Source organism: Microbacterium sp. zg-B185 (assembly GCF_030246885.1).
Lineage (GTDB): Bacteria > Actinomycetota > Actinomycetes > Actinomycetales > Microbacteriaceae > Microbacterium.
Genome location: NZ_CP126739.1, coordinates 2,296,120 through 2,316,654 on the forward strand (window position 1 = coordinate 2,296,120; position 20,535 = coordinate 2,316,654).

23 protein-coding genes are annotated in these 20,535 nt (G+C 66.6%); 14 read left to right on the plus strand and 9 right to left on the minus strand.

The annotated features are described in order from the left end of the window. Window positions 1-368 precede the first annotated feature (368 nt). Window positions 369-749 carry a cupin domain-containing protein gene (locus QNO12_RS11080; RefSeq protein ID WP_257503287.1) on the plus strand — a complete coding sequence of 127 codons (381 nt, stop codon included), beginning with the start codon at window positions 369-371 and terminating at the stop codon, window positions 747-749. A 33-nt stretch (window positions 750-782) separates the two neighbouring features. After that, window positions 783-1,172: a DUF302 domain-containing protein gene (locus QNO12_RS11085; RefSeq protein WP_257503288.1), complete on the plus strand. Its 390-nt coding sequence runs from the start codon at window positions 783-785 to the stop codon at window positions 1,170-1,172. On the opposite strand, the gene QNO12_RS11090 is transcribed toward QNO12_RS11085, so the two are convergent. Genes QNO12_RS11090 through QNO12_RS11100 form a run of 3 tightly spaced genes read right to left on the minus strand, consistent with a single transcriptional unit; the run spans window position 1,068 to window position 3,624 of the window. Next, window positions 1,068-1,832, minus strand: a complete 765-nt coding sequence (locus QNO12_RS11090; RefSeq protein WP_257503289.1) for a DNA-3-methyladenine glycosylase family protein — start codon at window positions 1,830-1,832, stop codon at window positions 1,068-1,070. The genes QNO12_RS11085 and QNO12_RS11090 overlap by 105 nt on opposite strands. A 25-nt stretch (window positions 1,833-1,857) precedes the next feature. Continuing rightward, a complete protein-coding gene (locus QNO12_RS11095; protein ID WP_257503290.1) occupies window positions 1,858-2,757 on the minus strand; it encodes an alpha/beta fold hydrolase in 900 nt (299 codons plus the stop codon). A gap of 27 nt (window positions 2,758-2,784) precedes the next feature. Next, on the minus strand, window positions 2,785-3,624 hold the full coding sequence (locus QNO12_RS11100; protein ID WP_257503291.1) for an alpha/beta fold hydrolase: 840 nt from the start codon (window positions 3,622-3,624) through the stop codon (window positions 2,785-2,787). 136 nt (window positions 3,625-3,760) lie between these two features. Between QNO12_RS11100 and QNO12_RS11105 the strand changes: the two genes are divergently transcribed. Genes QNO12_RS11105 through QNO12_RS11115 form a run of 3 tightly spaced genes read left to right on the plus strand, consistent with a single transcriptional unit; the run spans window position 3,761 to window position 7,259 of the window. Beyond that, window positions 3,761-4,120: a response regulator gene (locus QNO12_RS11105; protein WP_257503292.1), complete on the plus strand. Its 360-nt coding sequence runs from the start codon at window positions 3,761-3,763 to the stop codon at window positions 4,118-4,120. A 4-nt stretch (window positions 4,121-4,124) separates the two neighbouring features. Continuing rightward, complete coding sequence (locus tag QNO12_RS11110) at window positions 4,125-4,805, plus strand: response regulator transcription factor (RefSeq protein ID WP_257503293.1); 681 nt, start codon at window positions 4,125-4,127, stop codon at window positions 4,803-4,805. A gap of 12 nt (window positions 4,806-4,817) precedes the next feature. Beyond that, window positions 4,818-7,259 carry a GAF domain-containing protein gene (locus QNO12_RS11115; RefSeq protein WP_257503294.1) on the plus strand — a complete coding sequence of 814 codons (2,442 nt, stop codon included), beginning with the start codon at window positions 4,818-4,820 and terminating at the stop codon, window positions 7,257-7,259. A 255-nt stretch (window positions 7,260-7,514) separates the two neighbouring features. Here the strand turns inward: QNO12_RS11115 and QNO12_RS11120 are convergent, their stop codons facing one another. From QNO12_RS11120 to QNO12_RS11130, 3 genes are all read right to left on the minus strand, one after another. Next, window positions 7,515-8,210, minus strand: a complete 696-nt coding sequence (locus QNO12_RS11120) for a hypothetical protein (RefSeq protein ID WP_257503295.1) — start codon at window positions 8,208-8,210, stop codon at window positions 7,515-7,517. A 161-nt stretch (window positions 8,211-8,371) separates the two neighbouring features. Next, window positions 8,372-8,854: a DUF6326 family protein gene (locus QNO12_RS11125; protein WP_257503296.1), complete on the minus strand. Its 483-nt coding sequence runs from the start codon at window positions 8,852-8,854 to the stop codon at window positions 8,372-8,374. A 94-nt stretch (window positions 8,855-8,948) separates the two neighbouring features. Further along, on the minus strand, window positions 8,949-9,962 hold the full coding sequence (locus tag QNO12_RS11130) for an NAD(P)-dependent alcohol dehydrogenase (protein WP_257503297.1): 1,014 nt from the start codon (window positions 9,960-9,962) through the stop codon (window positions 8,949-8,951). Between the two features lie 177 nt (window positions 9,963-10,139). Here QNO12_RS11130 and QNO12_RS11135 point away from each other — a divergent pair, with 177 nt between their 5' ends. After that, window positions 10,140-10,754, plus strand: a complete 615-nt coding sequence (locus QNO12_RS11135) for a TetR/AcrR family transcriptional regulator (protein WP_257503298.1) — start codon at window positions 10,140-10,142, stop codon at window positions 10,752-10,754. A gap of 52 nt (window positions 10,755-10,806) precedes the next feature. Here QNO12_RS11135 and QNO12_RS11140 read toward each other — a convergent pair whose 3' ends face one another. Both QNO12_RS11140 and QNO12_RS11145 read right to left on the minus strand, forming a co-directional pair. After that, window positions 10,807-11,766, minus strand: a complete 960-nt coding sequence (locus tag QNO12_RS11140) for a hypothetical protein (protein ID WP_257503299.1) — start codon at window positions 11,764-11,766, stop codon at window positions 10,807-10,809. A 263-nt stretch (window positions 11,767-12,029) separates the two neighbouring features. After that, window positions 12,030-12,503 (minus strand): Lrp/AsnC family transcriptional regulator, encoded by a 474-nt coding sequence (locus QNO12_RS11145; RefSeq protein WP_257503300.1) that lies wholly within the window; start codon window positions 12,501-12,503, stop codon window positions 12,030-12,032. Between the two features lie 140 nt (window positions 12,504-12,643). On the opposite strand from QNO12_RS11145, the gene ald reads away from it, so the two are divergent. Next, a complete protein-coding gene (ald, locus tag QNO12_RS11150; RefSeq protein ID WP_257503301.1) occupies window positions 12,644-13,741 on the plus strand; it encodes an alanine dehydrogenase in 1,098 nt (365 codons plus the stop codon). Window positions 13,742-14,332: 591 nt separating this feature from the next. Here the strand turns inward: ald and QNO12_RS11155 are convergent. Beyond that, window positions 14,333-14,659: a LysR family transcriptional regulator gene (locus QNO12_RS11155; protein ID WP_257503302.1), complete on the minus strand. Its 327-nt coding sequence runs from the start codon at window positions 14,657-14,659 to the stop codon at window positions 14,333-14,335. 236 nt (window positions 14,660-14,895) lie between these two features. Between QNO12_RS11155 and QNO12_RS11160 the strand changes: the two genes are divergently transcribed. The 7 genes from QNO12_RS11160 to QNO12_RS11190 all read left to right on the plus strand — a co-directional run bounded on the left by QNO12_RS11160 (window position 14,896) and on the right by QNO12_RS11190 (window position 20,442). Then, window positions 14,896-15,393, plus strand: a complete 498-nt coding sequence (locus QNO12_RS11160; RefSeq protein ID WP_257503303.1) for a YybH family protein — start codon at window positions 14,896-14,898, stop codon at window positions 15,391-15,393. A gap of 180 nt (window positions 15,394-15,573) precedes the next feature. Beyond that, on the plus strand, window positions 15,574-16,110 hold the full coding sequence (locus QNO12_RS11165) for a hypothetical protein (protein ID WP_257503304.1): 537 nt from the start codon (window positions 15,574-15,576) through the stop codon (window positions 16,108-16,110). Beyond that, on the plus strand, window positions 16,107-16,904 hold the full coding sequence (locus tag QNO12_RS11170; RefSeq protein ID WP_257503305.1) for an alpha/beta fold hydrolase: 798 nt from the start codon (window positions 16,107-16,109) through the stop codon (window positions 16,902-16,904). Before QNO12_RS11165 ends, QNO12_RS11170 begins: the two co-directional genes overlap by 4 nt. Next, complete coding sequence (locus tag QNO12_RS11175) at window positions 16,901-17,818, plus strand: DUF1028 domain-containing protein (RefSeq protein WP_257503306.1); 918 nt, start codon at window positions 16,901-16,903, stop codon at window positions 17,816-17,818. Before QNO12_RS11170 ends, QNO12_RS11175 begins: the two co-directional genes overlap by 4 nt. Window positions 17,819-17,828: 10 nt before the next feature. Further along, window positions 17,829-18,956, plus strand: coding sequence for an SDR family oxidoreductase (locus QNO12_RS11180; RefSeq protein WP_285177954.1), 1,128 nt, complete (start codon window positions 17,829-17,831; stop codon window positions 18,954-18,956). An 11-nt stretch (window positions 18,957-18,967) separates the two neighbouring features. Then, window positions 18,968-19,468 carry a nuclear transport factor 2 family protein gene (locus QNO12_RS11185; protein ID WP_257503308.1) on the plus strand — a complete coding sequence of 167 codons (501 nt, stop codon included), beginning with the start codon at window positions 18,968-18,970 and terminating at the stop codon, window positions 19,466-19,468. Continuing rightward, on the plus strand, window positions 19,465-20,442 hold the full coding sequence (locus QNO12_RS11190) for an LLM class flavin-dependent oxidoreductase (RefSeq protein ID WP_257503309.1): 978 nt from the start codon (window positions 19,465-19,467) through the stop codon (window positions 20,440-20,442). The genes QNO12_RS11185 and QNO12_RS11190 overlap by 4 nt, the downstream gene beginning before the upstream one ends. Window positions 20,443-20,535 lie beyond the last annotated feature (93 nt).

Genomic DNA, 20,535 nt, shown 5'->3' on the forward strand with positions numbered 1-20,535 from the left:
GCGCCCCGCGGCGTCGTCAGACGACGAGGAAGTCGAGCAGCTGCTGCGGGTCGTCGCGCACGGCCGCGGCCGGCGCATCGAGCACGATCGCCCGCTGCGAGCATCGGGGACTCCCTTGACGAAGTGGTCCGTCAACAAATACCACCGACTCGTCGACCGACCGGGTCAGAGTCTCAGCAGCCCTGCGACACGTACGGTCGGTGCCGACGAACGCTGCAGCGGGCGGGGCGCGCGACCGGCGCGCGAGCGCAGGTGCCGAGCGTGGGGTTCTCCGGAAATCTTCTCCGGCTGACCGGCGCGCGGTTGCGGCCGAGGCCGCGAAGACTCCTGGTCAACGCGTTCGCCGAGTCGTCGAGAAGGAAGACATCATGACCGATTCACCATCCACTCCCGATGTCACCGCCGGGCAGGCAGCAGACGAGCTGCGCGGAAGGCTGAAGCGGACCGAGATCCAGCACGCCTCATCATCGATCCCCGGACGAGACATTGTTCAAGTGCTCACCGAGATCCCCGTTGACGTGTCCTCGGGATGGCACCACCATCCCGGCGAAGAGGTCGGCTACATCGTCGCCGGCAAGGTGCGCATGGAACGCGAAGACGCCGCCACCCAGATCCTGAGCGCCGGCGACGGCTTCCTCATCCCCCCAGGAGTCCCCCACAACGCGACTGACCTCGGCCCCGACACCGGGAGGATGCTGTCGACCTACATCGTGGAGACCGGCAAGCCCATCGCCACTCTGGAGCCGTGACAGCCGGCGCGCGATCTGCTCTGAGGAGGACGGATGGACGATCGATTCGTTGAGCACACCTGCGCCGGCTCGGTGCATGACGTTCTTGCGCGACTGCTGGTCCAGCTGGAGGAGCGCGGTATCAAGGTCTTCGCCGTGATCGATCACGCCGCCGCCGCGCGCGAGGCGGGGCTCGCGCTGCCCGATGAGATCGTGGCGATCTTCGGCAATCCGACGCTGGGGACGACGTTCATGCAGTACGACGCTCGGGCCGGAATCGACTTGCCGCTGCGCATCCTGATCTGGGATGACGACGGGAGCACGAAAGCGGCGTACACCTCACCGAGCGACATCGTCGAGCGATTCGCCCTCGATCCCTCGCACGTGCCGGTGGACAAGCTCTCCGGCCTCCTCGAGGACCTCGCCGTCTCCATCAGCCGCTGAGCGGATGTGCCCCGCGGGCTGTCGCCCGTTCCCTGCCGCTAACAGAGATCGCCAGAGCAGAGTGGACGCGAGAGTCCGGTAGGGAGACCACGCGGCGCCTGGCCGGCGCACGTCGGCGATGAGGGGCAGGTCGGTCAGCTCGTACGCGCGTCGCACTGCGGTGCGGATGCCGAGATCTCCAGCCGGCAGGATGTCCGGTCGCTTCAACTGGTGGATCAGGAACATCTCCGCGCTCCACGGCCCGATCCCTTTCACGCGAGTGAGCGCAGATATGACGTCGTCATCGCCCACCGCGTCGAGAGCATCGATCGCGAGATCTCCGGCCACGACCGCGTCGGCCAGGTGGTGAAGGTACGCGGCCTTGGAATGCGACATCCCGATCGCCCTGAGGTGGTCCACGTCCAGGCCGAGAACGCCACCCGGTGTCGGCGGACCGTCGAGGGCAGCGATCAGCCGGTCGTACAGCACGAGCGCCACCTTGATCGAGATCTGCTGCGCAACGATGTGCAGGACCATCCCGGCGAAGTTGTTGCCTGTCGTGCGTCCCTCGTCAGGGAAGGCGAACGGGTCGGGAGTGCCCACCTTCTTGATCAAGCGGTCCAGGACCGGGTCGGTGCGGCCCAGGACGGCATAGCCGGCAGCGACGGACGGCACAGTCATGGGATGACCCCGGCCTGCGACCTCGTCACGGCACCCGCCGCCTGGAGAGCAGATGCAGAAGCTCCTGCGCGACCTGCTCGGGCTGATCCTCGACGAGGAAATGTCCGGCGTCCAGGCCGCGCCCGCGCAGATCCTTGGCCCAGGGGCGCCAGATGTCCAGCACATCCCCGTAGAACTTGGGCAGCGCACCCGGCGCGCTCCACAGCACCAGCAGCGGGCAGCGGATCTGACGGCCGTCCGCTTTGTCGTGGTCGTCGTGCTCCCGGTCTATTCCCGCGCCGGCGCGGTAGTCCTCACAGATGCCGTGAACGACGCTCGGGTCATCCAAGAGAGCACGGTACTGCGCCATGAGCTCTTCGGGGTACCGGCGTGCGGTGCGCCCGAGTCCGAGCGTGCGGACGTGGTGGTCGAAGAACGCGGAGGGGTTCGCGTTGATCAGATCCTCCGGGAGAGGTGCCGGCTGCGCGAGAAACGCCCAGTGCCAGTACGTCAGGGCCATCCGGGCATCGGCGCGGGACCAGACTTCGCCGGTCGGCACGACGTCGAATGCCCCAGCGGCGAAGATCACGTCCGGGTGATCCAGCGCCATCCGGTAGGCGATCCGGCCGCCACGGTCGTGCCCGGCGACCGCGAAGGCGGGAAAGCCGAGGATGTGCATCAGTTCGACCAGGTCGTCCCCGATGGCCCGCTTGGAGTACGTGCCGTGATCAGCGGCGGTCTCGGGCCGGAACGACCCACCGTAACCGGGCAGGTCCACCACGACCACCGTGTGGTCGCCGGTGAGGTGCTCGACCACTGCGTGCCACATCAGGTGCGTCTGCGGGTATCCGTGCAGCAGCAGGATGGGAGGGCCTTCGCCTCCGGTCAGCGTGAAAATGGGTCCGCGTGCGACGTCGACCGGTCGGGCGGTGAACGTGTCGAACATGGTCTCAGCCGTGTCGTGACGGGTCGGTCAGGACGGGTCGGCGAGGAAGCGCAGGAGTTCGCGGTTGACCTCGGCGGTGTGGGTGACGGGGTTGATGTGCGGTCCGCCCTCGATCTCGATGTACCGTGCCGCCGGCAGGGCTTCGTGCGCGCGGCGACCTTGCCCGTCGATCGACAGGATGCGGTCGGCGGTGCCGTGGATGATCAGGGCGGGCACGTCGAACCGTTCCAGGTCGGCATGGAAATCCTCCAGCCAGGTGTGCGGGCACGCCCAGGTCGCATACGGAGACGCATCAGCGCCGGTGGACCACAGCGCACGGACAGTGTCCTCGCTGACCAGCGTGCCCTGGTACTCGTCCAGGTTCAGGAAGTTGGTCATCATCCCGGTCAGCCACGCGAACCGATCCGCCAGGATCGCCTGCTGCACGCCGGACACCCCCGCCGCATCGACTCCTTTCGGATTCTCGTCGCTGAGCATGAAGGTCGGTGTCAGGCTCTCGATGAGAACCGCGCTGGCCAGCAGTTCGGTGCCGAACCGGCCGATGTAACGCGCCACTTCGCCGGTCCCCAGCGAAAAGCCCACGATCGTGGCGTCGCGAAGATCCAGGGTGCGCAGCACGACATCCAGATCAGCGCTGAGGGTGTCGAAGTCGTACCCCTGGATGGGCGCGCTGGATCGACCGAAGCCACGGCGGTCATAGGCGATCACTCGGTATCCCGCGTCCAGCAGCGGGTGCAGCTGCGGCTCCCACGAGCGGGCGTCGAAGGGCCACCCCGCAAGGAGCACGACCGGTCGGCCGCTGCCCTGATCTTCGTAGTACAGGTCGATCGGCGCGGAGTTCTCTTCGCCGACGGTGATGGTGCTCACAGTGTGCTCCTCGGGCTCGAAGTAGGTGACGCAGTCAGCGTCGCCCGCCGGCCGGCGCCGCCGCATCACGGCGAACCCGAGAAGATTTCCGGCAAACCCTACAGTCGGTCGCTCTCGTCGGTCGCACGATGGGAGCATGGCCGTGACAGTCCTGATCGTCGATGATGACGAGCGCTTTCGCGACTTGGCGAGGAGAATGCTCACTGACTGGGGTTACCGACCCGAAAGTGAGGCGGGCAGCGTGACCGAAGCGTTGCGACATGTAGCAGAGCGCCGACCCGACGTCGCGCTCGTGGATATCGGTCTGCCCGACGGCACCGGCCTGGAACTGAGCAGCATCCTGGCAGAGGCGCCGTGGCAAATCCGTGTGATCCTCACCTCGTCCGACAGCGACGCGACGACAGCGGCAGAGGCGACCGCTGCCGGCGCCGCGGCGTTCATCCCCAAGACCGAGCTGTCCCGCGCGCTGCTTCGCTCCTTCCTCGAGGACGAATAGGGCGATGAGCATCGACATCCAGGACCAGCCGGTGCGGGTGTCCGTCGGAGAGGACGATTTTCTCTTCCGGCAGGGTGTCGTCCGCGTCCTCACCGACGGTGGACTGAGCGTGGTTGCGGAGGCGGGCAACGCCGTGGAGTTCCTGGCCCAGACTCTCGCGCACAGACCCGACGTCGCGGTCGTTGACATCCGGATGCCGCCACGCCGAGATGACGACGGGCTGCAGGCGGCGATCGAACTGCGGGAACGGGTTCCGACCATGGGCGTGGTGCTCCTCACTCAGCACTGCGAGCCGGAGTTCGCGATCGAGCTGATCGGGGACCGGCCCGAGGGTGTCGGCTACCTGTTGAAAGAGCGGGTCGGTGACATCCACGACTTCGTCGAAGCGGTGATGCGGGTCGCCCGGGGCGGGAGCGCTCTGGATCCGGAGGTCGTCGTGCGCATGCTCCGGCCACGTTCCATTCCAGAACCGCTTGCCCCGCTCACGCCGCGAGAACGGGCCGTCCTCGCCGCCATGGCGGAGGGCCTGTCCAATCAAGGAATCGCACAGGCGCTGCTCATCAGCAACGCCGCAGTGGAGAAACACGTCACCGCGGTCTTCCGCAAGCTGTCCATCCCGTCCGACGGCGCCGACCACCGGCGCGTCCGCGCTGTGCTCCGATACCTGACCGCCCAACGAGCCTGAGACTCTGTCGACATGGGCGACGTTCCAGAGCGCATCCAACCGGGCAGCGCCAGCGCGGAACACAAGCCGAGCCTGATCCGAACCCGGATCGAGCGCGACGAGATCCGGAGCCTGGTCGAGAAGGAACGCGCTCTGCGTGACGTCGCGAACCTGATCGCCCGCGCGGGAGCAGACGTGGATGTCATCGCCGTGATCGTTCGCGAGGCGTCACGGCAGGTGCACGGCCTACCCGTCACCCTGACCCAGTTCGTCGGGTCCAGAGAGCTGCTCGTGCTGGCCTCGCCGGACGGCCCCGCGGATGCCGGCATGCGCATCGTCTTCGAAGCCGACACGCTCCCCGACCGCGTGGTCGGTACCGGCCGGCCGTGTCGAGTCGATGACTACCGAAGCCAGCCGGATGCCGAACTGGCGGCGCGGTTCGGGATCGCGGCAGGAGTTGCGGTGCCGATCATCGTGGAAGGCCGGACCTGGGGCATGTTCTTCGTCAGCTCGGCTCTCGGCGCGCTGCCGCCGGAGACGGAGACGCTGCTCGCCGCGTTCGCGCAGCTGGTCACCGCCTCTTTCGACAGCATCGAGGCACGAAACCAGCTGCGGGCTGTGGCAGAACACGACGAGACCATGCGTGCGATCCAGCACGACGCCGACGAGGGCACAATCACGGACATCGCCACGCGCCTGGTGGAGTACGCGGCCACACTGGGCGGGATAGAGCACGCCACGTTGACCGCTCTCGGCGGCGTGGAGGTAACCGCCACCAACCCGGTCGTGTCGATCACCGACTCGTCCATCCGTCCGACGCAGACCGTGACATTCCCCGTCACGGCACAGCAAGAGCGGGTCGGCGCGTTCACGGTCGAGACGACCCTGCCCGCGTTACCGAGCCAGACGACCCGATTTCTGACGGATCTGAGTGAAGTCACCGGCCGCATCATTCTCGCGATCACGAACCGGCAGCATCTGAGCGAACTCATCGACGAGCAGGCGTCCCTGCGCCGTATCGCCGAACTCGCAGCCCGTGGAGCGCCGCGGGCGAGACCCCTGGACGACATCCTCGCGGTGATCTGCCGGGCGGCATCCGACCAATTGGGCGGACAAGAGGTCACGCTCCTGCAATTCGAAAGCGCCGACACCATCGTGGCCGTCGCGACGCACGGCGGCCCTGTCCCGATCGGCGTCCGGGTCGTTCACCCGCCCGGATCGCTTTCCGATCGGGTGGCACGGACGAAGAAGGCCGTTCGCGTTGACGATTTCGACGCGATGCCGAGCGCCGAAATCGTTCGACGGTACGGCATTCGCGCCGGCGTCGGGGTTCCGGTCTTCATCGACGACCGTCTCTGGGGCGCCTTCGTCTCGACATCCCAGACCGCACCTCTCCCCCACGACACCGAACAACGTCTGGAGGGCTTCGCCCAACTGACCTGGGCGGCCATCGCCAACGCCGAAGCCCGAGAGATCCTTCGCCGCCTCGCGGATGAACAGGCAGCCCTGCGCCATGTCGCCGAGCTCGTCGCACGCGAATCACCGCTGCCCACGGTGTTCGACGCGGTCGTGAAAGAGGCAGCCCGTGTTCTGAACGCCTCATCAGCCGAGGTCGTCCGCGACCCCGTCGGCGGATTCGGTGACGCACGCGTGATGGCCGAGATCAGACTGCAGCCGACCGCCGGGGCTCACCATGCCGAAGCACCCATCCTGGTCAACGGCGAAAGCTGGGGCGCGCTCGCGGTCGACTCCGACTCGCCGAGCCGGGTCGATGGCAGAGACCGCCTGAAACCGTTCGCCGATCTGATGGCCGCGGCCATCGCCAACGCCGAGCATCGGGCAGGGCTCACGCAATCCCGCGCGCGCGTGATCGCCGCAGCCGACGACGCTCGACGACGACTGCAGCGCGACGTTCACGATGGCGCGCAGCAACGCCTCGTGCACACCATCCTCCTCCTCAAGCTGGCGAGGGATGCCGCGACCGCCCGGGGCGAGGTCACCGCGCTGCTTGCCGATGCGCTCGCGCACGCCGAAGAAGCCAATCGGCAGCTGCGGGACGTCGTCCGCGGCATCCTGCCCGCAGCACTCAGCCGCAACGGGCTCGCCGCCGGTATCGAGTCGCTCGCCGCCGAAACCCCCATCCCCGTTGATCTCGCCCTCGTCATTCCCCGATTGCCGGTGGCTCTCGAAACAACGGCGTATTTCACGGTCGCCGAAGCGATCACCAATGCGGTCAAGCACGCGCAGGCGACGCATGTCGGCGTGTCGTGCGCACTTTCTGGCGACGCCGACGAGCTGATCCTCACAGTCGAAGACGACGGAGTGGGCGGCGCGGACCCGTCCCGTGGCACCGGGTTGACCGGGCTCCGAGACCGCATCGAGGCGAGCTACGGAACGATCGAAATCGTGAGTCCTGTGCGGGGCGGCACGCGGATCGTCGCACGCATCCCTTTGGGTGCGTCGGACGGGCGGTAGTGGCCTGAAGGTGTTGTTTGGGCGGATTCCGGTGACGGATAACTCGATAGGCCAGCTATTGCAAGCCATCCGCTCCTCGATCGCTGCCGCTCTCCCTTCTTCCCGGCAACCGGACGGATAGCCTTCATCTGTGGCGACATGTGTCGAACCCGCTCTCGCTCATCAAGCACATGCACGAGAATCTCGGCGTTCTCGTACGATTCATGCCGAACACGCGGACATCTCGCGCGCGACCTCGGCGCCGCCCCATCTTGGTCACGACCGGATGAGGCGCACGCCGGTCGCGAGCAGCCAGACGAGCCAGGCGGCGAACCCCAGGAGCCCGACGAAGATCAGCGCCGAGCCGTCGGCGATCGCGAGATTGCCGAGCCCCGCTGCCAGCAGCAGGCTCCCGCCCCCCAGGCCCAGCAAGCGCTGCCACGCCGGAGTCAGCCCGCTCGCGTGTGCGGCGAGGGCCACGCCGATGCAGGTGGTGCCGATCATCGGCAGCGCCAGCCCGAACGCCGCGGCGTGAATCTGCCAGACGAGCTCGAAAGCGGGCGTCGGCTCGTCCAGCCCGCCGGCGAAGAGCGCGAGCCCGATCTGGGTCACGTTGAAAAGCACGAAGATGGCCGACAGCGTCGCGCCAGCGGCCAGGGCGAGGCGCGACCAGTCCGCGCCTGCTCCTCCGCGCCGCTCCACCAGGCCGTGCAGGCCCGTCACGAACACGAGCAGCAGCGGCAGGTACAGGGCCACCAGACCGGACACGATCGCGACCGTATTGCGGTTGGCCGCGTAGTAGGCCAGCACTTCCTCGATCGGCGCGCCGTAGGTCGGCGGGACCGTTGCCGCAAACAACGCGTTCTCGGTCACCCACAACACCGCGAACCCGATCGCCGCGGCACCGACGAGCCGTCCTTGAGCGAACCCACTGCGGGCTGGGGTGGTGGCGGTGTTCTTCGGTGATGTCATCTCATACTCCTTGGTTGCGGTCGCTTGACCGGCGGATTGTCGAGCAGTTGCGGGATCTTCGTTTCACCATCAGGTCCGCTGCCCGTTCCGCGGCTGAGCTTGTAACCGGTCGGTCCGGTGTACAGCGAGGCGGTTTCACGCCGCAGGACTCCAACGGATGCCTACTGTCGAAGGCCCTGTCGAAGGTCGGTCGTCGCAACACCGGCGGGAACGGCGGGGGTTTGAGTCCACCTCCAGGCGGAGCGCAGGATGAAGGCCAGGATCAGCACTTCGACTCCGATGGTGAGGGCGTAGTAGAAGGCATAATCCGAGGGCGCCCCCAAAAAGTTCATCCCCACGGCGGGGATGTACAGCGATGCAATGACGAGATTCGTGACGCGGTTCACCCGGGCAGGCAGCGTCATGGAGAGCATCACCATCACGGCCGGGATCGCGATGATCGCGAAGAAGATGGACATCAATGTTGCGCTGATGTCGAACTCGAAAATGACGCCACCCCTGATCTCGTCGATCTCGCCGGGCTGGTAGAGGTGGAAGTAGTCGATGTAGATGACGAGGAACATGAGGCTGGTCCATGCGGCGGCGAGCTTGGCCTGCACGGAGACCGGCGGGTTGTCGAGCAAGGTTTTCGTTCGGATGGTCATCGGTTCTTCTTTCAAGAGGAGCGGTCCTTCCGCCGGAGCGGCGTAGTCTGAGCGTGCATTCGCACGGGTTGAGTCCTTCTCGTTGGCTCGGTCCTCAGACGGTGATCACGACCTTCCCTTGGGTGTGGCCGGCCGCGACGTAGCGGAGGGCGTCGGCAGCTTCATCGAGCGCGTAGGTGCGATCGATGACGGCCCTGACCTGCCCCGTCGTCAGCAGGTCGGCCAGGGTGACCAGGTCCTGACGCTTCCCGATCGACGTGAAGGGCTTCAGCCGCTGACGGGTGAACCCGGACAGCAGGCGCGCCTTGACGATCCGACGGATGGGGCCGAGCCAGCGGCCACCCCGTCCACTGTTGGGGATCAGGATGCCGGTGGGCGTCAGCGCTCGGCGGACAGCCGCCAGGGGCTGGGCTTCCACGTTGTCGAGGATGACGTCGTAGCGCTTGTCGCTCCGGGTGAAGTCGGTCCTCGTGTAGTCGACGACGTGGTCGGCGCCGAGTGAGCGGACCAAGTCGATGTTGCGGGTGCTGCACACACCGGTCACCTCGGCGCCGAAAGCCTTGGCGATCTGGACGGCGAAGGAGCCCACGCCGCCGGACGCGCCCGTGACCAGCACCGTCTGGGTTGGCCCGACGTTCGCGATCTTGCGCAACGCCTGCAGCGCCGTCATGCCCGACGTGGGCACCGCCGCCGTGTGGACGACCGACACGTTGCCGGGCACCGGCACCAGGTTGTCCGCCGGGACGCAGGCGTACTCCGCGAGCGCTCCCGCGGTGCTCCATCCGAACACCTCGTCGCCGGGGCGAAGGGCGGTGACATCGCTTCCGACCGCCGCCACGACGCCGGCGAGGTCAATGCCGGGGATGCCGTGGCGTGGCCGGCGGAGCCCGAACACCAGACGCACCATGTACGGCTTCCCGGTCAGGACGAAGTAGTCGCCAGGATGCACCGAGGCCGCGCCCACCTTGACGAGCACATCGCCTCGACGGGGCAACGGGACCCCAACCTCGGATAACGCCAGCACTGAAGGCGGGCCGTAGCGGTGCTGGACGACGGCCCGCATGGTCGCCGGGTGTTCTCCCGCATTCAGTCGCAGTTCGATTCCCACAGAAGCCTCCTCACACGGAGCCGCGACCCTCGCTGGCTCGTACGCCGTACGTCGTACGATGTACTATCGCCGTACGCTGTACGATTTGTCAAGCGGTTCTAGCGAGCGAGGAGACGTGTGTCTGCGAAGGAACAACGCCCAGCGGCATCAGACGCGGGGCTGAGCAAGCAGCGGGTGGTGTCGGAGGCGGTGCGGCTCGCCGACCGCGAGGGGGTCGACGGCTTGAGCATGCGCCGCCTGGCCGGCGCGCTCGGCGCGGGCGCCATGTCGCTCTACCACTACGTGGCGAGCAAGGACGACCTGCTGGACGCCATGATCGACATCGTGTTCCAGGAGATCGAACCCCCGCCCGAAGAAGCCGACTGGCAGTCGGCGATGCGACGGGAGGCGCTATCGACACGACGGGTTCTGGCCCGCCATCCCTGGGCGATCGCCCTGATGGAGTCGCGGACCAAGCCCGGGCCCGCGAACCTCCGCCACCGCGAAGCGGTCACCGCCTGCCTGCGAAAGGCCGGCTTCTCAGTCTTGATGGCAACGCACGCCAACTGGTTGCTCAACAGCTATGTCTACGGTCACGCCCTGCAGGAGGCCAGCCTTCCGTTCGACACCGCCGACGAACTCGCGGACATGACCGAGGAGGTCTACCTGCCTCAGCTTCCTCCTGATCAGTTCCCCTTCCTCAACGAGTCCGCCTTGGGGCTCGTCGCTGCCGGCTACGACCCGGCGGAGGAGTTCATCTTCGGCCTCGACCTCGTCCTGGCCGCGCTCGAGCCCCTGAGAGCCTCCGCATAGCGACGCTGACGGTCGGCGGCGAGGGCTCTGCACCGCCGCCCGAACCCGATCGTCAACCTCGCGGGCGACGCTGACGGTCGCAGAAGCCGATCCATGAACGTCCACGGAACCGATGCACGGTCGAGAGCGCGATCAGAGACCGAAAGTTGCCCGATGGTTCTCCCGCGCGGGAGCGTTTCGTGTGCAGATGGACGACAGACTCGCGGTTCCGGCCCTGTCCGCGCAAGATGAGGGGTCCGCTCTGATCGTCGCGATGAGCGTCCGAAACGCGCTTGAGGATTTTCACGTCGAGCGCCTGACAGATGCTCCGATGGCGCAGCTGAATCCGATAATCCGGAATGGAATTGCGACCGCCCTGCACGCGCAGACGAATGCCGTTCGGCACCGCGCCGCTGAGAGATATCTGGCTTTCCAGCACAGGACGCAGGCTCCTGCTACGCACGAAAAGCCTGGCCGAGCACCTGCCCGCTGAGCGCGGCGCGAATCGAACGCCGCTACATCCCCATCCCACGCCCCACATTTGGCACCCCACAACCGGACCCGTCGCCATCGCGGCCTCGCGACTCCGCGCAGCGCGCCGCGTCTCCGCCTGAGCCGGGCGCACGGCATCCTGCATCGTCAACTCCGGTGTGCCGCGCTGCATGGACTCGGCGAGACACTCACGAGCGGCGGCATCCGTTCGCGCGACCATAATCGCGACTTTGTGCAGCCGCGAGTGAGACCAACGTAGAGGCCCGCCGCGATCCACATCCGGCCCGACCACGGAGGCATCGGCTGTGTCGCCCTGCACTCCATGCACCGTCGACGCGTAGGCGAGCTGCAAATGCTCCCGCGCATACTCGGCAGACGCTCGCCGCAACTCGCCGCTGTCGCCAATCGACACCAGATCGACGAACTCCTCGCGGCTGCCGCGCACGATCCATTGCGTACGGTTTTCGACGCCCGTGAGCCGATCGTTGCGGCGGGTTTGGACGGTGTCACCGACGAGGATGCGCTGCTCCCCCTCCCCCACGCGACCACGACAAGAAACAGCGCCACGCTGACCCACGCCGAAGCCGCTGGTGTGCGGCCAATCCTCTCGGTGGAGTAGCCCGAGAGAGCGGGACCGGCGGCATCCTTTCGGCAAGTGGTTGCTCGTGGGTTCGCGAGTTCGGCCGCTGCCGACGGCGCGAATCCCCCGCAGACCGCGACGCGCCGGAGCGGATGCCGCACACAGCAACCGCCCTTCCGCCTGGCTTGGCGGTGTTCTACCGCATATCTCTCGCGTGGCAGAAGTCAGTCGAATCCGCTGACGACCGCGTTGCGGTGATGCGCGAAAATCACACTCGTCCGGGTTGATGCCACGCTCGGTTGTCCCGAGATGTGCTCTACCACCATCGCGCGGAGAGCGGAGGAGTTCTGGACCGCCACGTGCACGATGTAGTCGTCACTGCCACCGACGAAGAATGTCTGAATGACCTGAGGCAGTCGCTGCACTGCCTCCGCAAACGCTGTAATGCTCTCTTGGCGCGAACCGGGCCGCAGGGTAACTCCGATCATTGCTTGTAGACCGCGCCCCAAACGAGCTTGGTCGATGGCGGCGTGATACCCGGTAATGACCTGTCGCGATTCGAGCGAGCGCAAGCGAGCATGCGCCGTCGATGCGGCCACGCCCGCACTGTTTGCAAGTTGGGCATTGGTCGCACGCGCGTCACGTGAAAGTTCATTGACCAACGTCGCATCGATCGGATCCAGCGCCTCGTTCCGCACGATCTTCGTTCCCCCTCAGCGCCGCAAGTTGATTTCGATGATTCTACAGTTCGGCGTGCGATCTGCAGTGAATTCTTCGGTGGCGAATGCGTCGGCCGAACCGAGTGCGAATCTTGGGTTATTCCAACACAAGGAGCACCATGCGCATTGGCATCCCCGCAGAGATCAAGAACCATGAGAACCGCGTCGGCATCACTCCCCCCGGGGTGGATGCGCTCGTCTCACGAGGCCACCGTGTACTCATCCAGTCGGGCGCCGGCCTAGGTTCGCGAATTCCGGACGCCGACTATCGCTCGGCGGGAGCAACGTTGGTCGCGGATCCCAACGACGTGTGGGGCGACGCCGAGCTGATCGTGAAGGTCAAGGAACCCGTGGCTGAGGAGTTCCGCCACCTCGCCCCCGGCAAGACTCTCTTCACCTACCTTCATCTGGCCGCGGACCGGCCACTAACGGACGCCTTAGTCGCGTCGGGAATCACCGCGATCGCTTACGAGACGGTACAGCTCGTCGATCGGTCGCTGCCATTGCTATCACCGATGAGCGAGGTCGCTGGGCGTCTGTCGATTTCCGTCGGGTCGTACAGCCTCCTGAGCGCATCTGGGGGGCGGGGAACGCTCCTGGGAGGGGTCGCGGGAACACCGCGGGCGAAAGTCGTCGTGCTCGGCGGCGGAGTCGCCGGCGAGCACGCTGCTGCCAACGCGATCGGCCTAGGCGCTGACGTAACGGTGATCGACATCTCGCTCCCGCGTCTGCGCGAGCTGGAGCACCGATATGGCGCCGCACTTCAAACGCGCCCGTCCACTCGCCTCGACATCGCTGAACAGGTCGCCGATGCCGATTTGGTGATCGGGTCAGTGCTGATACCGGGAGCTGCCGCGCCGAAGCTCGTCACAGACGATATGGTCACCACCATGAAGCCCGGCGCAGTCTTGGTCGATATCGCGATAGATCAAGGCGGATGTTTCGAAGGATCGCGGCCGACGACCCATGATGCACCAACCTTCGAAGTACACGACACGCTCTACTATTGCGTGGCGAACATGCCGGGAGCAGTGCCACACACCGCCACAAGAGCTCTTACTAACGCCACGCTGCCCTATGTCGCCGCGATCGCCGACCTCGGCTGGGAGGCAGCCACGCGGGCACACGCCGCTCTACGCGCCGGCGTCAACGTGACAGGCGGTGACATCCGCAACGCCGGCGTCGCCGCCGCGTTCGACCTCGCCATGGTCGCCTGAGCAGCTGCACCGCAATCACGCTGCGGCGAAGCGGGAGCGACGTTGAACGGAACTGGGACCGTGAGAACTCTCCGGCTTTTTCCCGACTGCGGTAGCAGCACCCCGCTTTGGGATTCGCGGGACGACAGCACCACGCCAGCATCTCTCGGACTCAGCGCTGCTCCAACATCGATTGTCCGCCTGGGTCGAACAGTGGGAGTCACACTTCCACTACGACCGACGTTGGCCGAGCATACGACCGCGGGACGCCTGGATTTCGGACGGCCGCGAACTGACCGCGGCCGATCGAGCAGAGCTCCAGTCGTCAGCGTCATTCGTCCCTGAGTTTGAACGGTATTGGCAGGTCACCGAGCGTCCCCTTTAGTGGCGCGTTTGGTGACCTGCTTTGTTCAGCGGTCACAGGTACCTCCGCTTTGCGGGAACGCTGTAATCAACCGATCGCTGTCGACGGCGAATGAAGCGCGCGTGTTGAAGCTGAATGCCGAATGCCTGTGACCACCCCCACGAAACGTGCAGGCCGCAAATTTCAGCGAATCGTCGTTTTGATTCCAACAGCCCCACCACTGTTGGCGCCGGGCTTCTCGTGGGGAGCTACGTCCCATTCGATGTTCGACGAGGCCCGGCTCGACCCGGCACGAGCTTTTCGCCCACCCACACCAGGCTCCGGGCATTCCGATCGAACGAATCCGCCTCGCAGATCACGCTCCGCGCGGCATCGACGAGTTGCTGAGCCTCGGTGGTCGGCCGGATGGATCTCCCTTCGTGCTCAAACAGCCGGATCCCGAGATGTTGCTGCAGCCATCCCATCTGACGCGTCACCGCGCCGGCGGTGTACCTGCGCTGCCGAGACGCCTCGGCCATCGTGCCGCACTCCATTACAGCCACGAATGTTCTGAGCACGTTCAGATAGTCGAGCATGAGATTCCCTCCGAGGCGAGCTTGGCAGGCTCTTGTGAAGGCCGTGTTTCCCGACGATCACGCGCGATGACCACGACGTGGGGCGCGCGAATGCGCATACACGACCGCTTCCAGACCGGAATGCACAGCTTGATCTGGCCGACACGACTTCGACACGTGACGGAAACGTAATCCAATTACGTTAAACCCAAAGCGATGAAATCATCGCCACTTTCGACTTATCGAGGAGGGTTTCCGTGACCGAAGAGCAGGACCGCGAGGCGATTCTGAAGGTGCACCGCGACTGGTGGGTGGCCAATCACAAATGGGACATCCCGCTGATGCGAGAGTGCTTCCCGTCCGGTTATTCGTTCCTCAACTTCAATCTGAGCGGCGATCCGTATTTCGGTCGCGAAGAGCTCACTGCGTTCTGGGAGTACTTCAAGGACACCCCCCGCGAGCTGCCCGCCGTGATGCACATCTGGCGACTGACGGTCAAGGGCGACATGGCGTGGCTCGTGTGCGAGGGCAACTTCGAGACCGCGACGGCCCCGAACCAGTTCATCCGCACGACGGAGATCTACCAGCGCGATGACGGCGATGGAAACCCCGAGTGGAAGATCTGGCACTTCCACTGCTCACCCACTTCGCCGCTGGATCGCCCGCGACAGCCGTTCGGCGACAGTTACAACTCTCGCGGTGGCCTCGGCTACCTGCCCTACGGCGAGAGCTTCTCCGTGACCGCCGACCAGTAGGTCTGCTCAACACCCGCCGTCCGGGTGAGATCGCACCACCCGGACGGCACCCCGCGGCCAGGTTGTTACTGCGCCGAAACAGAACGACACCGCACGGATACGTAATCGCATTACGTTGCTCGTGACAGCAGGCCCCGGCTCCTGCAACACCGGGGTCCGAACCAGAAAGGACCACCACACGTGACGAAGTCCACCCTCGACGACGACAAGGCCACCATCCTCGAGCTCCACAGGGACTGGTGGGAGGCGAACGCCGGCCTCGACATCCCCCGGATGCAGAAGGTGTTCCCCACGGGTGATGCCTACTTGATGTTCAACCTCAACGGACACCCGTACTTCAATCTCGAAGAGAAGACGAAGCTGTGGGAGTTCTACAGCACGCGACTCGAGATCGCGATGCCCGAAGTGGTCATCATGCGACTCGACGTCGTCGGCGATCTCGCCTACCTCTGCGCGGAGGGTGTGTTCCCGAGCCGGGTGAAAGCGGATGCCGCAGAAGCGGATGTCGAGGCCTCCGACGCTCCGCGGCTCGTGCGGGCCACGGAGATCTACAAGCGCGATGACGGACAGGGAAACCCCACCTGGACGATGTGGCACTTCCATTGCTCGCCGCTTCCCGCCGGCGACAGCCCGCGCCCCGCATTCGACGACACGACCGACCAGCGTGGCCTCGGCTTCGTCCCGGGCGTCGAACCCATCAGCGTGGTGGGCAAATGACGCGCATCGTGCTCGAGCGCCCCGCGGGGCGTCTCACCGTCAACACGTACGGCGACCCGGCCTCGGAGCTGGCGCCCATCCTCTTCATCCACCCCATCAACCTGCGCGGCGCGGCCTGGGCGCACGTCGTCCCGGCGTTCGCTGCGGATCGGTTCTGCATCGTGCCCGACATGCGCGGATTCGGCGATTCGGATGCGGCGAGTGAATACGCGGCGCACCTGTGGGTCGAAGACTGTCTCGCCGCCGTCGACGCGGCCGGGGTCGAGCGATTCCACATCGTCGGCGGCTCGCTCGGCGGACCTCTCGCAACGTTCATCGCGAGCGTCGTCCCGGACCGCGTGATCTCGCTCATGGCGTTCGGCAGCCAGCTGTTCAGCGCCAACCGCGAGGCCGTCGCCGTGATCTCGTCGCTGGAGACCATGACGGTGCCGGAGATGTTCAGCGAGGTCATCCCGAAGTCGTCGCTCGGACCGTACGCATCGCGCCAGGTGATCGATGAGACGCTCGCCACCACCAATCCGAACGGACCGGACGATGTGCGCCGCGTCTGGCTCGCGGCCGGTGCGACCGACGTCCGATCGCACGCGAAGAACGTGATCTGCCCCGCGACCATCGTGACGGGCGAGCATGACGTCACCTGCACCCCGGAGGCGGGCGCGTACATGGCCGAGCAGCTCGGTGCACCGCACGTGATCGTGCCGGGAATCGGGCATCTCCCGATGCTCGAAGCACCCGCCGATGTGATCGCCCTGCTGACGCAGCACCTCGCACGCGTCGAGGTGAACGCGGGATGACGTACTCCATCGTCGCGAGGGACCCCGAGACCGGCCAGCTCGGCGTCGCCAGCCAGTCGCACTATTTCGCGCTCGGCCGGGTGGTCACGTTCGCCCAAGCAGGCGTCGGCGCCGTGGCGACGCAGTCGTTCGTAGAGCCGGCGTACGGCCCCGATGGGCTGGCGTCGATGGCGGATGGCGCGAGCGCTGAAGAGGCGATGGCCGCGCTGGTCACGGCCGACCCTGAGCGCGAACTGCGCCAGGTCGCGATGATCGACGCGGCCGGGACCACCGCGCGGTTCACCGGCGACAGCTGCGTGGCGCACCGTGGCGATCTGGCGGGCGACCAGGTCGTCGTGCTGGGCAACATGCTCGCGAACGGCGATGTGGTGCCCGCGATGCTGGATGCCTACGTCACCGCGTCCGGAGACCTCGCCGACAAGATCCTCGCGGCGATGGATGCCGCAGAAGCCGCAGGCGGCGACGCCCGCGGAAGGATGTCCGCATCCCTCGTCGTGGTCGACGGCACAGCGGGCGCACGCCCGTGGAGTAACCGCATCATGGACGTCCGAGTCGACGACGCGGAATTTCCCCTGGTCGAGCTCCGCCGCTTGGTCGGCCTGAGCCGCGCGCACACCGTCTTCGGCAATGCGGTGTTCACCCCGGGGCTGCTCTCACGCGACACCCCGACTACCGGGGAAGCGCTGCAGGCCGCGATCCTGGCGCTCGACACGGCGGCCGAGACCATCGGCGCAGACCCGGAGCCCACGCTCTGGAAGGGCGTCCTGCTTGCCCGAGCCGGCGACGACGCCGGGGCGTCGGCCGCTCTTCGCAGTGCCGTCGAGCGTCGCGGCATCCTGCGCGAGTACGTCGACAATCTGCATGCCGCGGCGATCCTCCCGAAGTCCGCCGCCGCCTACCTGGCCGATGTCTGAGACTGCGACCGTGCGACGCGCACGGATGACGTCCGCCCTCCGCGGTGGCAGCGCCGACGTCGAGGCGCTGTGCACAGACGAGACGGTCTTGGACATCGACGGGGCACGAGGCACCGTCGCTGAATTGCGCGAGACGCTGCGCGTCGTGATCGACGCCCTGACGGCAGCTCAGCGCTCCGGACTGACCTCACTCAGCAACGACGAGCGCACTCTCGTCATCGCTCCATGCGACGCGGGTCGCCCGGCATCGCGCAAGCTCTTCTTGTTCTCCCATTCACACGACGCCCTCATCGAGCTGGCCGTCTACACGGATGACGCCGACCTCGGGACGCTCTGGATGGGCGAGTTCCCCACGCCGCAGCACCACTCCGGCGGTATCGCCGCCCGGGCGCTTCCCCAGCGGGCCTGGTCGGAGGAACGCGTGCTCGTCACCGCCGCCTCGGCCGGCCTCGGGCAGGTGATCGCCGCTCACTTCGCAGCGCTCGGTTCCTCGGTCGCCGTGCACGGTCGCCGCGAGCGGATCGATCTTCCGGACGCCGTCGGCGAAGCCTCCGTCGTCGCCGTCCACGGTGACCTGACGACCCCGGATGCCGCCGAGCACATCGTGCTGGCAGCTGCGGACCGCCTCGGCGGACCGGTGACGATCCTGATCAACAACTTCGGCCCGTGGGATGCCGCGCCCGTCGTGGCCGCCGATGATGATGCGTTCCTCGGATCCCTCCAGGCGCATGCCGGCGTGGCTCGACAGTTCTCGCGTCTGGTCGCGCCCGGCATGCGCGAAGCGGGACGCGGACGGATCATCAACATATCTGCCAGCTCGGCGAGCAGGCACCGTCACGGCAACTACGGCCTCGGCAAGGCGGTGCTCGAAGCGCTGACGCCGACGCTCGCGATCGAGCTCGCTCCGGAGATCACGGTCAACGCGGTCTCACCGGGGCAGATCGTGGAGAGCGCGCCCGTGATGGACGCGATCGATCCGCATGCCATCGCTCGCGACCTTCAGAACACACCGTTGGGCAGATTCGTGTCGCGCGCGGAGGTCGCCGACGCCGTCGTCGCGATGTGCCGCCCCGAGTTCGACTCGCTCACCGGCGTAGTGATCCCACTCGACGGCGGCTACCGGATCGCCCGGAATTGACGGAGGAGCAGATGTCGACGCAGAGAGAGACCCCCGCCCTGCTCGGACGCGATGCGCCCGCGGACGCCTCACGGAACACCGATCTCCTCGAACGGATGCCGTCGCCCGTGCGCGAGTTCTACGGCCACTTCCTCGCTGGGCGCGCGGACGCACTACCAGAGCTCATGCATCCGCAGATCGCCGTCCGGTTCCCGTCGTACCCGATCCTGCGAGGCCCGACGATCGCCCTCGCATACTTCAGATTCCAGGAGACCATCTTCGGCGACCTCATCTTCGAGCTCGTCGACGTGATCGAAGGCGACTCCGCGGTCGCCGTGCTCTGGCGAGAGAGCGGATCCACGACAGACGGACGCCCATGGCGATGCCACGGCGTCGATGTGTTCCGACACCGTGACGGTCTCATCACCGCTCTCGACGTGGGCGGATCCGCCCGCACGCTCGTCGAGGGCCTGCCCCGCTTCGACCCAGCCCACCTGATCACCGGCCAACCCAACCAGGAGACTCTCGCATGACTTCGATCGGATTCGTCCTCGGCAGCACGCTGCCTCCCGTCCTGCTCCCCGAAACCTCGAAAGCGCTCGAATCCGCGGGATTCGACAGCGTCTGGGTGAGCGAGGACTACTTCTTCACCGGTGGCGTTTCGGGCGCTGCGGTCGTCCTCGGGGCGACCGAGCGCATCCACGTGGGCATCGGGCTGCTCCCGATCTATGTCCGCCACCCCGCGCTGTCGGCGATGGAGGCGGCGACCCTCGCGGGCGCCTACCCCCACCGCTTCTCGCTCGGCTTCGGCTCCGGTGTGAAGTTCTGGCTCGAGCAGATGGGCCAGCCGCAGAGCGCGCCGCTCGGCGCGATGCGTGAGACCGTCGGCTCGGTACGGGCGCTGTTGGAGGGCGAGACTCTCACGTCCGAGGGGCGGTTCACCTTCGATGGCGTGAAACTGACGTTCCCTCCCGAGTTCCCGCCGCCCATCTACATCGGCGCGACCGGCCCGAAGATGACCGCACTGTCGGGTGAGATCGCAGACGGCGTGCTCATGTCGGTGCTCTGCACGCCGGAGTTCGTCGCGAACTCCCGCCGGGTGATCGATGCTGCTGCCACGGCCGCCGGGCGCGGGCACACGAAGATCACCGCGTTCGCGGTCTTCTCGCTCGCCGACACCGTCGAAGAGGCGCGAGCGGCCGCTCGGCCCGTGGTCGCCGACTATCTCTCGCTCGGCTCCGGCGAGCTGAGCAAAGCGGCCGGCATCAGCGATGAGCTCGACGCGATCCTGGCGGCGGGCGGTCGCGAGAAGCTGCTCGCCGAGATGCCCGACAGCTGGATCGACCGCGTCTCGATCTGCGGCGACGGCCCCACGGCTCTGGCGGCGATCGAGGCGCTCGGCGCTGCCGGGGCGGACGAGGTCGCCCTCATGCCCGTCGAGAGCCACGATCTCGTCGGCCAGGTCGAGCGTGCGGGACGCATGCTCGGTCTTTCTCACCGCAACTGATCTCCCCCGCCTGAGACCGCAGACCCGCAACCCGCAACCCGCAACCCACACACCGCACCACATCCCGCTCCCGCACCACCGAACCCCTAGGAG